The following is a 12,458-nucleotide window of genomic DNA, read 5'->3' as shown; positions in this document are numbered from 1 at the left end:
GCGTGCAGGGACCCGGCAGTATCGCGACGGTCAACATCGTGTTGTGGTCCGTCATGGACAGGCCTAAGGTGCCATGGCGGCTCGATGCTGTGGGCCGTGAGAACCGGTGCGGTACCGACTCGCTTTGGCGGCGGACCCGCGCCGCCGGCCGATGCGCGCGTCTGACAACCTTCGGAGGACCGAAGCCGCACGCTCGGGGTACGTCAACGCAGGCGCCGTCCGAGGGAGGGCAGAAGCGTGAGCGAGTCATGGGAGACGGTGAGGTAATGGACCTGACGGGGACAGACCGCCCGGGAATGGATGCCGCCGAGCTGGCGGCGGAGTATGCCGAGCTGCTACCTGAGCGCATTACGCTGATGGTTCTCCAGAACGGTCAGAGCGTGGGTACGGGGAACAATTCTCCGGCCAGCTCGCCGGTTGCCAACAACGTCGTTTCCGGGAACAGCTCGATGGTGCAGACGGTCGGCAACTCTGGTTCATGCGTCGAGTCCGTCGCCAGCGGCGGCACCTTCATCAACCAGCGGTGAACGCCCGGCAGGCGGACGTCGACAGCGACCCGACCGTGCTCGCGCACGCTCGCGCGCTGCTCGACAGCACACCGCACCGCCAAACGCCAACACCCTGCCGACACCCTGACAAGGCCCGTCCTGGCGGAGATCCGCGACCTGGCCCGGCCAGTGGCACCGGGACCCGTTCGCGTCTCGACCACGTAAAAACGATATTCATCGTGTAAACTCTGCCACGAGATCGTCGCCGATCGAGGGGTGCGCCGTGACATACGTGATCGCCGAGCCGTGCATCGACGTCCTGGACCGGGCGTGTATCGAGGAGTGCCCTGTCGACTGCATCTACGAGGGTGGCCGGGCGCTGTACATCCAGCCCGATGAGTGCGTCGACTGTGGGGCGTGCGAACCGGTGTGTCCGGTCGAGGCGATCGCCTACGAGGACGATGTCCCCGAGGCGCGCCAGCCGTTCATCGCCGACAACGTTCGGTTCTTCGCCGAGCCGTTGCCTGGCCGGGCCACCGCACTGGGCTCGCCTGGTGGAGCGGGCAAGGTCGGCGTGGTCGGCGTCGACACCCTCCTGGTCGCCGGTCATCCGTCCCGGGCATGACCGGCGGTCCCGGTCCGGCCGGCCCCGGCGGGCGCAGCGGGCCGAGCGGGGACGGGCAGCGCGTCGGCGCGGCCCGCGACGCGGCGGCTGACCGGAGCCGCCGGCACGGCGCGCTGGCGGTGGCCAGCCGCCTGGACCTGTTGCGCCTGTTGCGCGCGGCCCCGGGTCCGCTCGACGCCCGCGAGCTCGCCCTGGAAAGTGGCCTGGCCGTGTCGACAGTCCGTTTCCACCTGGACCGGCTGGCCGCCGCAGGTCTCGTCGTGTCCGGGCCGCGGGCGCGTTCGACACCTGGTCGCCCGCGGGTCACCTACGCGCCCACCAGTCCCGGCGACGAGCGAGGCGGCTACGAGCACCTTGCCGCGATGCTCGCGGCGAATCTGGCGGACAGCGCCGGCGAGAAGGCCGCGCGGGCGGAGCGGGCCGGCCGTGCCTGGGCCGACGAGTGCTACTCGGCGCGGTCACCCGACGGCCACCTGATCGTTGGAAACGCTCGGGGGCCGGCGGGCCATCAGACCAGGGCGCTCGGCGACGTCATGCGGGAGGTCATGGCGTTGTTCACCGAGGTGGGCTTCGATCCGGAACTCGCCGGCGAACCCGGCGCAAAGCGCGTCCTGCTGCATGCCTGTCCGTTCCTCGGCGTCGCCAAGGCACATCCCGAGGTGGTCTGCACCCTGCACCTCGGGCTCCTTCGCGGAGCGCTGGAGCACCTCGCCGCACCGCCTCTCGACACCCGCCTCGTGCCCTTCGCCGAGCCCGGCCTGTGCGTGGCGCACCTGACCACCCGGGCGACGGCGGCTCGCGGGGCATCGCGTGCGTGACGCCGCACGGGTCCTTCAGGTCGCGGTCCCGTTCGTCTGGCTCGGGCTGGTCGCCGGGATCTCGTTTCTCGAGGCGCCGCTGAAGTTCCGCGCGCCCGAGATCACGATCCCGTTGGGCCTGGGTATCGGCCGGTTGGTGTTCCGCGCGGTCAACCGGCTGGAAATCGCCCTGGGTGCGCTACTTCTGCTTGCCCTGGCCCTTCACGCACCTGCTACGCCCGCGTGGGGGGTGACCGCCGCGATCCTTGCCGTTCTCGCCGTCCAAGTGGCGGCGCTGCGCCCCAGCCTCGACCGGCGGGCCGTGCAGGTGATCGCGGGAAACCCGCCGCCACCGTCCCACCTGCACGTCGCCTACATCGCCCTGGAAGCTGTCAAAGTGATCCTGCTGCCCACGCTCGGCGCCCTGCTCGCTCAGGAGCTGTTGAGATGACCGGCGGCAGCGGGGCACCGGACGCGCCGACGCGCGACATCACAGACGGGAGGACATCGCCACACTGGTCACCGCGTTCTACGGCCGGGCGTTCGCCGACCCGCTGCTCGGTCCGAGCTTCGTCGATGTCGTGCACCTCGACCTCGCCGCACATCTACCGATCATGTGCGACTTCTGGAAGACCGTCTGCCGCCCATCGGCCGTGAGGGTCTGCTCGAAGTCGTCGAACAGGATGACCAGTCGCGCTTTGCGAAGGAGCTCGCCGACCAGCGCGAGGCGCGCGCTGTCATCCCAGCGCGGGTCACCCAACGCCTCCCCAGCCTGAGCGAGCAGCTCCCGCTCACCGTCGGCCAGCCCCGTCGCGCCGTCGCCGGCCTGTTCCGCCGCCATCGCGACGGTGGCGCTCCGGGGCGAGCAGCCGCGGGCGGTCTACGCGTCGAGCCGCCAGTCGCTGCTGCTCCACGACCCGACGCGCCTGTGCGACCGCCGCCGCCACGGTCAACCGCGGGTTGCTGGCCAGCTCTCGGTAGAACTCGCGCCCAGGTCGTCGCGTAGTCGTCGGTGACCGACGTCTGCATCGCCACGACCCGGTCCGCGCCGCCTCGGACCAGCGCCGCGGCAAGGCCGTCGCTGCCACCGGCGGCACCCGCGCAGCTGGAGAGGACCACGACCGGCAGCGGTCGTTTCGCGGCTCGGATCGCGCCGGTCACCAGATCCTGGGCCGCGACCGTGACCAGCCGGCCGTCCTCGTCCTGAAGTTCGACCGAAGCCGACGAGCCGTGCGCGGACAGGTGCAGCACGTGGTAACCAGCCGGTTCGGCGAGCTTGGCCGCGATCGCACCCAGATCAGTCAGCCGTTCCGGCCCCCCGGCCGAACGATCTCGCATGGACACAGCGTGACAGGCCCGACGCCCCAGGCACACCCCAGGGCACCAACAAGATGCACACGGACCAGAGCGGCGCCAGCGCCGGCCGGCTGGCGCCGCGTGGTTCACCAGCCAGGTTCACACTCGCACGACCGGCCAACTCCGTCCGGGCAGCGGCTCTAGCTTCTGGGGCGCTTCTTGATGATGGGGGCGAGGAGCTTGATCAGGGCGTGGGGCTTGCCCGTCTTCAGGTAGCGCTCGCAGGCGCGGGCGTTCGCGAAGCGGCCGAGCGAGCTCCAGTCGACCGTCCAGCCGGCGTGCGCGGCCAGCTGGCGCAGGAACGCGCGTTGGGTCCGACCGTTGCCCTCGCGGAACGGGTGGATGCCGTTCAGGTCGCCGTAGAGCATGGCGAACCCGCCGATGAACTGCTCCCATTCCATTCCGACGAAGAGCTTGCGGGCCGCGACCCGGTCGAAGAGGCGGTCCAGCCGTTCGGTGAGCTCCCCGGCGGGGGTGAACGGCTGGCCGTCCTTGGAGATGTCGCCTTGCCGGAACTGACCGGCCCACTCGTAGACGTCCTGGAACAGGTAGCGATGGAAGCCGCGCAGGTGCTCCGTGTCGTAGTCGCCGGGCAGGAATGCCATGTCGAGCTGGAGCCTGCGGGCACGGACGATCTCGTGCTCGGCCGTGTGGAACTCTTCGCGGTCTCGGATTCCGAGCAGGTTCTGCAGGCAGTCCGTGCCGGGCCAGACGTACGGGTCGTCATCCACTGACGGCCCGGCCGGGCGTCATGACCGACGTGTCAAGCCGGATCTGGCCCGTCGCGTGCGGGCCGTGCGTGACCTCGACCGTGCGCGCTCCATCGTGGCGGAGGTCGCCGGCTGCCCGAGCCCGATGCGGCGCCGTGTCCAGCCCGCCGCGCGTGCCGTCGATCTTCACCCGCCACCTCCAGAGCCATGGGTGTTCCTCGCGACCTTTCTACAGGGATTCGGGTGGAACTTTCCCGGGCCCGCGGACTTGGCCGAGCCAGGCTGACAGGCGGGGCGCCGTCCGCCCACGGACCGTGGTGTCCAGCGATGTGTAGGGGCTGCATGTGGCGGACGGAAAGTCTGGAACTCAGCGTCTGTGGCGGTCGTCGCGTGACGGTCACGTCGCCTATCCGACCTACCGGACGGGAAGATCGATAGGGTATACATGGCCCGGTATCGACGGTGCCGGGCTGCCACGAGGCCATGCCCGGTGCCCGCTGCGTCAGGGGGGTGACGTGAGCGACGTCCCAGCGGGCGTGGAACCACTGGACGACTTCGACCCACACCAGCTTGGCCCGTATACGTTGCTGGGCCGGCTCGGGCACGGCGGCATGGGAACCGTCTATCTCGGTCGCCGGGCCGCCGGCGGAAATGCTGCCGCGGGCCCCAGCACTGGCACGAGCGGTGCCGCGGACGCAGCCACAGTAGGGCCGCTGGTGGCCATCAAGGTGATCCGGCCGGAGCTGGCGACCGTCGCGGAGTTCCGGGAGCGTTTCGCCCGCGAGGCGCGGGCCGCCCAGAGCGTCCACAACGCCTACACGGCCGCGCTCCTGGACGTGAACATCACGGGGTCTCGCCCGTATCTCGTCACCGAGTACGTCGACGGCCCGACGCTCTCCGACCGGATCCGTGCGAACGGCCCGCTGCCGGCGGCCCAGCTGGAGTGGCTCGCCGGCGCGGTCGCCGACGCGCTGCGCGCGATCCACGCCGCCGGCGTCATTCACCGCGACCTGAAGCCCAGCAACATCCTGCTTTCCCCGTTCGGCGCCCGTGTGATCGACTTCGGGATTGCCCGCGCGCTCGACACGACCACGATGGCCACCCAGAGCGCGATCGGCACCCCGGCCTTCATGGCCCCGGAACAGGTCCTCAACCAGGGCGTGACGCCCGCCGTCGACATTCACGCCTGGGGTGCCGTTCTGGTCTTCGCCGCGACCGGCAGTGCCCCGTTCGCCGGCGACACGATTCCCACGGTCATGCGCCGCGTCCTGGAGGAGACCCCCGACCTCAGCAGGATTCCCGGCACCCTGCGGCCGCTCGCCGCCCGCGCGCTGGCCAAGGAACCGGCCGCCCGCCCCACCGCGGCGCAGCTGGGTGACGCCGTCAGACAGATCCACACGCCGCCTTCGACCCCGGCGTCGGGCCTGTCTTCCGAGGACGCGGACGGCCCGGCCACCCGCCCTCAGGGGCCGATGACCGGGCCACCGCCGTTCCGGCGGCCGGTCAGCACAACCTCGGACCCGTCCTCGACGCCGTTGTCGCGCTCGGCGACGAACGCCCCGGCGCCTGCGGACTCCGGCTTCTCGGAGGCGAGCACCCGTCGAGCTGACCCGGGACCCGCCGGCAAGGCGGTCCCGGCGGACGGCCCCGGCCAGGAGCCGGGCATCCAGCCTGGTCCGCGCCGTCGGCGGCGAACCGTCCTGCTCGCGGCCGGGGCGGCGGTAGTCGTCCTCGCCGCGACCGTCACCGCCTTCGCCCTCAACGGCGGGCTAGGCGGCGGACCATCGACGCCATCGGCCACGGCTGCGGTAACCGCGTCGGCGAGCGCTGACTTCCGGGCGCTGGGCGAACCGCTGACCGACGCGAAGGGCGAGGTGTGGGGCGTCGCCGTCACGCCCAATGGGAAAACCCTCGCCGCCGCCAGCCAGAACGGCACGATGGCGCTGTGGGACATCTCCCGTCCCGCGCAGCCGCGTGCGCTTCCGGCGCTGAGCACCGGCGACACGACGGGGATGATGGCGGTGGCCTTCGCGCCGGGCGGGCTCACCCTCGCCAGCGCGAGCAGGAACGGCACGGTGCAGCTCTGGGACGTCTCGGTTCCTTCGGCGGCGCGGCGGCTGGGCGTACCGCTCGTCGATGCGGGCGGTGGACCAGCGTGGTCGGTGGGCTTCTCGCCAGTAGGCAACCTTCTCGCCAGCGGCGACCACAGCGGCACGGTGCGGCTGTGGAACGTGTCCAACCTGAAGGCACCGAGCATGGTGGGCCAGCCGTTCCACTTCGACGGCGGTGAGGTGTGGTTCGTGGCGTTCTCGCCCGATGGATCGATACTCGCCACCGCCGGCCAGGACGGCTCGGTGGGGCTCTGGGACGTCTCCAACCCGCAGTCGCAACCACAGCAGCTTGGCGTCCTGCCCGTCCAGTCGGGAAACGGAGTCAAGGCTGTGGAGTCGCTGGCCTTCACCCCGGACGGGCGCACCCTCATCACCGGCAGCATTGACCATGCCGTCCGGCTGTGGGACATCTCGGTCCCGTCGGTTCCGCGGCTGCTCGCCGCCCTGAGCCAGCCCAACCAGGTGTGGGCGGTCGCGCTCGCCTTTGACGGCCACACCCTGGCCACCGCCGGCGCGGACCGGACGATCCGGCTGTGGGACGTCTCCGTCCCGTCGGCACCGCGCCCGGTCGGGAACACACTGTCCGGCCACACCGACACGATCACCAAGCTGGCGTTCGGCCCTGACGGACGCATGCTCGTCAGTGGAAGCCGGGACAACACGGTCCGCCTCTGGACGTCGAGCTAGTGCAGCGCCTGCCCGCCAGCAGGCGGAAGGCCGGTCCGGGCCCAGCCCGGACCGGCCTTCCGCCTGGTCGCAGCGGGGTTGCGCCGTTTTGCGCGGGTCAGATCGTGACGGGTTCCAGGTTCGGTCGCGCGGTCGTCGCATCGTCCGCCACCGGGGAGGGGGCGACGGCCGGCCGGCCGGGGATGACGAGCCCGGCCAGGGCGCCGGCGACCAGCGCCGCGACGCCGACCCAGAGGGCGGGGGTGATGCCGTTGATGAAGTGCTGCGCGTCGCCGTACCCGCCCTGGTTGGCGAAGACCGAGGACAGGACGGCGATGCCGAGGACGCCGCCGAGCTCGCGGACGGCGTTGTTGGCGCCGGAGGCCAGGCCCTGCTGGTCGGATCGGACGGAGCCGAGGGCGACGGTGGCGATGGGGACGATGAACAGCGACATGCCCAGCCCGGCCAGGGTGAAGGCCGGAACCAGCTGGCCGTAGCTCATCCCGGTGGTCATCGTGGCGGCGATCCAGGCCAGGCCGGCCGCCTGCAGCAACAGGCCGGTGACCAGCAGCGGGCGCCCGCCGGTCCGGTCGGACAGCGGCCCGGCGATCGGGGCGATCAGCAGCGGCATCGCTGTCCAGGGCAGGGTGCGCAGGCCGGCCTCCAGCGGGGAGTAGCCGAAGACGTTCTGCAGCGCCTGGGCGAGCAGGAAGATCGCGCCGAACATGCCGACGGAGAACAGGACCGTGGCGACGTTGACTGCGGCGAACCCGCGGTTGCGGAACAGGCTCATCGGGAGCATCGGCTGGCCGCCGCGAGCTTCGAGGCGAAGCTCCCAGGCGACGAACGCTGCGACGGCGAGGCTGCCGAGGATCAGGCTGGCCAGGACGGGCGCGCTGGTCCAGCCGTGCCCCTCGCCGCGCACCAGGCCGAGGGTGACGCCGAACAGGCCGGTCGCGCCGATCGCGACGCCGGGCAGGTCGAGCTTGGTGGAGGGGCCGCGGGTCTCGGTGAGCCGGCGCAGCGCGATCGGAATGGTGACGATCCCGATCGGGACGTTCAGCCAGAAGATCCACTGCCAGGCCGCGCCGTCGGTGATGGCCCCGCCGATGAGCGGGCCGAGGGCGACCGCGAGACCGGAGACCGCGCCCCACACGCCGAGGGCGGCACCGCGCCGTTGCGGCGGGACCGCCGCGGACAGGATCGTCAGGGTGAGCGGCAGGACCAACGCCGCGCCGGCACCCTGCACGGCCCGGGCCGCGATGAGGACGCCGATGGACGGGGCGAGGGCGGCGGCCGCGCTGCCCGCGGTGAAGACCGTCAGCCCGAGGGTGAAGATCCGCCGACGGCCGAGCCGGTCACCGAGGGCCGCGCCGATCAGCAGCAGGACCGCGAACGGCAGCGTGTAGGCGTTGACCGTCCACTCCAGGCCCTCGAGGCCTGAGCCGAGGTCGGCCCTGATCTGGGGCAGCGCGAAGGTGACCACCAGGTTGTCCAGCGACACCATGAACGCGGCCAGCGAGGTGATGACGAAGGTCCAGACGGTCCGAGCCCGTGGGGTGGTCATCGGTCCGCACTCCTCTCGATAGTGAGTCGTCACTGCATAGCGAGGTCAAAAAAAGGGGGCCGTACTGCCTGGTCGGGCTGTGCCGCCCGGTCGGGGATACGCGTAGGGGGCTACTCGGCCCGTTCCGGGCAGAGGTTCTGGGCCCAGCGCTCGCCGAGGGCAGGCAGGTCCATCGCGGCGGCCACGTTGAGCAGCATGCCGAAGGCGAAGAAGTCGCGGACCTCGTCCACGGGCAGGCCGGAGAGACGTTCGACGCAGTACCACAGGTCGCGGAACCCGCGCCGGGTGACGTCCCGGACCTCCGCGTCCTCGCAGGCCGCGTACGCCTGCATCTGCAGCAGCAGGTAGGTCCGATCAGTCAACAGCTCGTTGTAGGCGTCGCCCATCGCCTTGAAGGCCGCCTCGCCGGACTGGTCGCCGGCGACCTGCTCGAACATGGTGACGGTGCGGGCGAAGATCTCCCGGACGGCGGCGAGGAAGAGGCCCTTCTTGTTGGTGAACAGGCGGAACAGGTAGGGGTGCGAGATCCCGGCGCGGGCCGCGATCGTCTCGGTGGACGTGCCGGCCAGCCCGCCACGCGCGAACTCCTCGACGGCGACCGTGAGGACGGAGGCACGCCGCTCGTCGGCGCTCATCCGGGTCCTGCCGGAGTCGGCTGTCTTGGTGGCCATGGCAAAAAGGTAGTGGCGACTCACTACCTTTGTCAACCGGCGGAGCCTGCCGGAATCCGAGGCGGCCCGGGGGATCCCCCCGGGGCCGGTCGGTCGTCGTGCTGGCGGCCCGCCCCGGCCGCCCTGGCCGCCCTGGCCGAGGACGTCAGGGGTTCTTGCCGCGGCGGCGTTTCTCGTGGCTGACCAGGGCGTCCAGGCCGTCGTCGGCCGGTGATTCGGGTATCGGGGCGCGGTGAAGCGAGGTCGACGCCGAGCGGCCGCGCGTGGCGGCGGCGAGTGTCGTCGGCGGGGCCGGGGGAGCAGCCGTTGGGTGGGCCGGCGCGCGGCCGCCAGGCGGAAAGGCGTCGGCCAGGGTCGCTCTGGCCGAGACGGGACGGCGGCGCTGGCCGGTGCGGTAGGACCCGCGCCGGGTGATCGGTGTGGTGACTGGGTCGGCAGGCCGGAAGGCCTCGCTGCCGACGCTCGGCTCGGGCTCCCGGCGGCTCGTCCTCGACGTGGAGCCGGCGGGGGAGGGGGCGCTACTGGTCCGGGCGCCGCTGGAGCGGCTGCCGGTGGCCCGGTTGGCCGTCGTGGGCTGTTCGGCGGCGGCCCGCCGTCCACCGCGCGGGCGGGAGCCAGCTTCGGCGGCCTGGGCCGCGGCGCTGCCGCGGCGGGCCGGCTGGTTGAACCAGTCGAAGGACGAGTTGCGGCCGCGCAGCGTCGTGTTCTCCGCCTGCACGATCACGAGCAGCGCGGTGGCGAAGGAGGCGCGGGTCCGGGCCTCCTCCAGCTTGCGCTCCAGCTCGGCGACGTAGGCCGGGTCGACCGGCGCGGCTTCGGGCTCCGGGGAGGGGGCACCGTCGGGGTCGACGGTCGCCCCGAACGCCTGGGTGTGCAGGTCGCGCAGCGATGCCAGCTCGATCGCCCGGGCCGGGTCGGGCGCGGCGAAAAGCAGCTCGACGTAGATCTCGACGACCCGCCATTCGATGGCTTTCTCGCCACGGAGCTGGCGGCTCAGATCTCGCGTCCGCGACCTCTGGATCTTGGTCGGTGCCTGATCTGACCAGAGCTGGCGGGAAACCATTTCATAGCTGACCCGATATGGATTGTTGAGTTCGTTCAGCCGGGTCAGGAGAACTTTCTGAGGCCCATCCTTCAGATCTGGGCGCGGCCCTTTGGGGCGCGCTCCCGAGAGGCTCACCCACACACCGTCCGGGCTGAGGCCGGAAGGCTTGCGGAAGGACGGTTTCGCGGCACTGCGCAGGTCCTTTCTCCGGTCACCTCGCGTGCACGCCGCCGGCGCGTCGGGCGAGGCGATGGGCCTACCGGCGGGCTCCCCGACCACCCGCCCCGGTAGCTGCGAATGATACGGCCAAGGTGTCACGGATGTGAGGATGTCGGGCATCCGCCCACCGGTTTCGTTGACTTGGCAACGAACTGGGGTCGAGGCGGCGGGGCCGTTCGGCGCACCAGGAGCGGCTGGTCCGGTCCTGCTCTGCCCACCCCGGACGATGTGGACCGGGTCTCGCAAGCCCATGGCCGCGCGCACGCTGCTCGTCATCTTTCCCCTTTGCCTGCCTGGCATGCCGCGAAGGGCACGCGGAACGCTGCAACGCCAGGAAACTCGGCCGACTGATGCGCGGCAAGGTCGCACGGCGAGCACTCCGGGACAACATCGAGGCAGGCCGCGCGCATGGTCCGGGGCCTGGTGGTCGCAAGATGCCGTCGCAATCCGCTGGTAAATCGAACTGGTCGGTACGATCCCGTCGCCGCGCGTCGATGCTGTTTCCGAATCCGACTTCGGGTGACGCGAGTGCGTCGGCCCGCGATCGAAGCCGCCCACCCGGTCCGGCCTGGCGCGACGGCGGCGCGGTGAGATGCGGAGGAGGCGCGCGACATGCCGCCGCAGGTGGCCTGCCTGGGGGCCGCCGGACGGTGTACCGGTGCCCGCCAGCTCGCGATCGCCCCGTCCTGTCGGCAGGCTGCCCGGTCGCAGCCTGCCTGGCCGTCCCGTCGAAGCAGACGACCGGTGACGGCGTTGTCGCGGCTAGCGCAGCCAGCGGCGGTGGCCTCGGCCGGCGACCTTCGGCCAGCGGGCGGCGAAGGCGTCCCGTATCCGGCGCGCGTGCTCCTGCTCGCCGCCGAGGAGAAGCCCGTAGGTGAACGAGGACTCGCCGGCGCCGTTCGCGGCGGTCGCGAACTCCCGCAGGACGCCCTGGGCGACGACGCAGTCCTGATGCTCGCCCAGGGTGTCCTGGATTCGCTTGGCGCGCCTGGCGAGCTTCGCGGCGTTCATCCCGTGGACCGGCCTGATCGTCTCGGCGGCGTAGCGAAGCCGCTTCGCCGCCTTCCTCGCGGCGTGCAGGGCGGCGTCCTGGCGGTCTCCTTCGGGGGCGCGAAGCGCGAGGCCGGCCCGGCGTCGCAGCTTGCGGTCGGCCCTGCGGACCGGGGCGCGCAGAGCCGCCCCGGCCGGGGGTTGGCCGAGGGGCGAGTACGGCGGCGCGGTCACGAAGGCGACCAGGTCGTCGACGAAGCCCAGGTATTCCCCGCCGCGCATCCACGCCAGGGCTCGCTCCCGGCCCCGCAGGTGCTCCGAGCCCAGGTGGCCCTGCACCTGGGCCGCGACGGGGCCGCGCACATCCCGGTCGTCGAGCGCGTCGATCGCCGTCATGAAGCGCTCGAGCTGGACCTCGCCGTCGCGGGCGGCATTGAGCAGCAGGTTCAGGTCCCGCGGCCGGGCCTGCAGCGCGAGCGACGGGGCCTCGGCGAAAAACTCGTGGAACGTGCGCAGCGTGCTGCGCAGCCAGTTGTAGCGGCTGTAGGCGAAGGCGACGGCCTCCTGGGCGTTGCCCTGCCACACGTCCGCGCTGGTCACCATCGTCAGCGCGGCCGGGTTGGCGAGCACGTGATCCAGCGAGCCCTCAAGGCTGTTGTACGAGTACGTCTGCTCCGCCGGGTCGAGCGTGCTGCCCAGGTCGACGTAGCGCGCGTTCGCGCCGGTCGAGTAGTTGACGCTCGACCCGTCGTCGAGGGTGACCATCCGCGCGGCGTTGTCGGCGGCGGCGGACTGCGCGGCGGGGCTGCCGGCGGTGCCGACGTCCGTCGGCTGGTGCAGCGGGGTGTCCCCGGCGGCCAGCGTGAAGGAGCCGTACCAGTTCGCGTCGTAGTTGTCCGAGACGGTGAAGTCACCCTGGGGCGCGATCAGCTCGCCCTCGTGCGCCTCCTTGTCGGTGCCGGCCGCGTTGCGCTGGTAGCTCAGGACGACCGAGTTGCCGCTGGGGGCGGTGCCCTCGGGGGAGTTGCTCGTGATCTGGGTGAAAAGGAATCACCGAGCGGCCGCGCGCAGGCCCGAGGTGGTGCGAGCCAGGGGGCCTGCGGCGGCAGGCGATGGGGCGATCTCCGGCGCGGTGGGCCGCCACACCGGGGTCCCCGAACGTAGCCAGCTCGACACCGCACGAGACCAGCCGGTGTCCTGGCGTCCGCGACGT

General features: G+C 71.8%; 11 protein-coding genes and 1 pseudogene. 5 read left to right on the top strand and 7 right to left on the bottom strand.

The window, feature by feature from the left end; all coding sequences use genetic code 11:
- Window positions 1–266: 266 nt before the first annotated feature.
- From FRADC12_RS11095 to FRADC12_RS11080, 4 genes are all read left to right on the top strand, one after another.
- Window positions 267–527 (top strand): hypothetical protein, encoded by a 261-nt coding sequence (locus FRADC12_RS11095; RefSeq protein ID WP_045876592.1) that lies wholly within the window; start codon window positions 267–269, stop codon window positions 525–527.
- A gap of 244 nt (window positions 528–771) precedes the next feature.
- The gene (fdxA, locus tag FRADC12_RS11090; protein ID WP_045876591.1) at window positions 772–1,113 is read left to right on the top strand and encodes a ferredoxin; all 342 of its coding nucleotides are present in this window, start codon (window positions 772–774) and stop codon (window positions 1,111–1,113) included.
- The gene (locus FRADC12_RS11085) at window positions 1,110–1,931 is read left to right on the top strand and encodes a helix-turn-helix transcriptional regulator (RefSeq protein WP_052710839.1); all 822 of its coding nucleotides are present in this window, start codon (window positions 1,110–1,112) and stop codon (window positions 1,929–1,931) included. Before fdxA ends, FRADC12_RS11085 begins: the two co-directional genes overlap by 4 nt.
- Entirely contained in the window at window positions 1,924–2,361 is a 438-nt protein-coding gene (locus FRADC12_RS11080; protein ID WP_045876590.1) for a hypothetical protein, read from the top strand. Before FRADC12_RS11085 ends, FRADC12_RS11080 begins: the two co-directional genes overlap by 8 nt.
- Before the next feature lie 78 nt (window positions 2,362–2,439).
- Here the strand turns inward: FRADC12_RS11080 and FRADC12_RS33040 are convergent, their stop codons facing one another.
- From FRADC12_RS33040 to FRADC12_RS11065, 3 genes and pseudogenes are all read right to left on the bottom strand, one after another.
- Entirely contained in the window at window positions 2,440–2,751 is a 312-nt protein-coding gene (locus FRADC12_RS33040; protein ID WP_045876589.1) for a hypothetical protein, read from the bottom strand.
- Window positions 2,752–2,921: 170 nt separating this feature from the next.
- Window positions 2,922–3,248, bottom strand: a pseudogene (locus FRADC12_RS34855) (CHAT domain-containing protein); the annotation flags it as partial.
- Between the two features lie 158 nt (window positions 3,249–3,406).
- Window positions 3,407–3,997: a Fic/DOC family protein gene (locus tag FRADC12_RS11065; RefSeq protein ID WP_045876587.1), complete on the bottom strand. Its 591-nt coding sequence runs from the start codon at window positions 3,995–3,997 to the stop codon at window positions 3,407–3,409.
- A gap of 494 nt (window positions 3,998–4,491) precedes the next feature.
- Between FRADC12_RS11065 and FRADC12_RS11060 the strand changes: the two genes are divergently transcribed.
- Window positions 4,492–6,774, top strand: a complete 2,283-nt coding sequence (locus FRADC12_RS11060; RefSeq protein WP_157488801.1) for a WD40 repeat domain-containing serine/threonine protein kinase — start codon at window positions 4,492–4,494, stop codon at window positions 6,772–6,774.
- Between the two features lie 97 nt (window positions 6,775–6,871).
- On the opposite strand, the gene FRADC12_RS11055 is transcribed toward FRADC12_RS11060, so the two are convergent.
- The 4 genes from FRADC12_RS11055 to FRADC12_RS11040 all read right to left on the bottom strand — a co-directional run bounded on the left by FRADC12_RS11055 (window position 6,872) and on the right by FRADC12_RS11040 (window position 12,010).
- Window positions 6,872–8,320 (bottom strand): DHA2 family efflux MFS transporter permease subunit, encoded by a 1,449-nt coding sequence (locus FRADC12_RS11055; protein ID WP_045876586.1) that lies wholly within the window; start codon window positions 8,318–8,320, stop codon window positions 6,872–6,874.
- Between the two features lie 110 nt (window positions 8,321–8,430).
- Entirely contained in the window at window positions 8,431–8,991 is a 561-nt protein-coding gene (locus tag FRADC12_RS11050; protein WP_045876585.1) for a TetR/AcrR family transcriptional regulator, read from the bottom strand.
- Between the two features lie 145 nt (window positions 8,992–9,136).
- Window positions 9,137–10,054: a hypothetical protein gene (locus tag FRADC12_RS11045; protein WP_052710837.1), complete on the bottom strand. Its 918-nt coding sequence runs from the start codon at window positions 10,052–10,054 to the stop codon at window positions 9,137–9,139.
- Window positions 10,055–11,017: 963 nt separating this feature from the next.
- The gene (locus FRADC12_RS11040; protein ID WP_084010588.1) at window positions 11,018–12,010 is read right to left on the bottom strand and encodes a CHAD domain-containing protein; all 993 of its coding nucleotides are present in this window, start codon (window positions 12,008–12,010) and stop codon (window positions 11,018–11,020) included.
- Window positions 12,011–12,458 lie beyond the last annotated feature (448 nt).

Source organism: Pseudofrankia sp. DC12, assembly GCF_000966285.1.
GTDB lineage: Bacteria > Actinomycetota > Actinomycetes > Frankiales > Frankiaceae > Pseudofrankia.
Note: the sequence above shows the minus strand (reverse complement) of the source record. Positions and strands in the feature narration are given on the sequence as shown.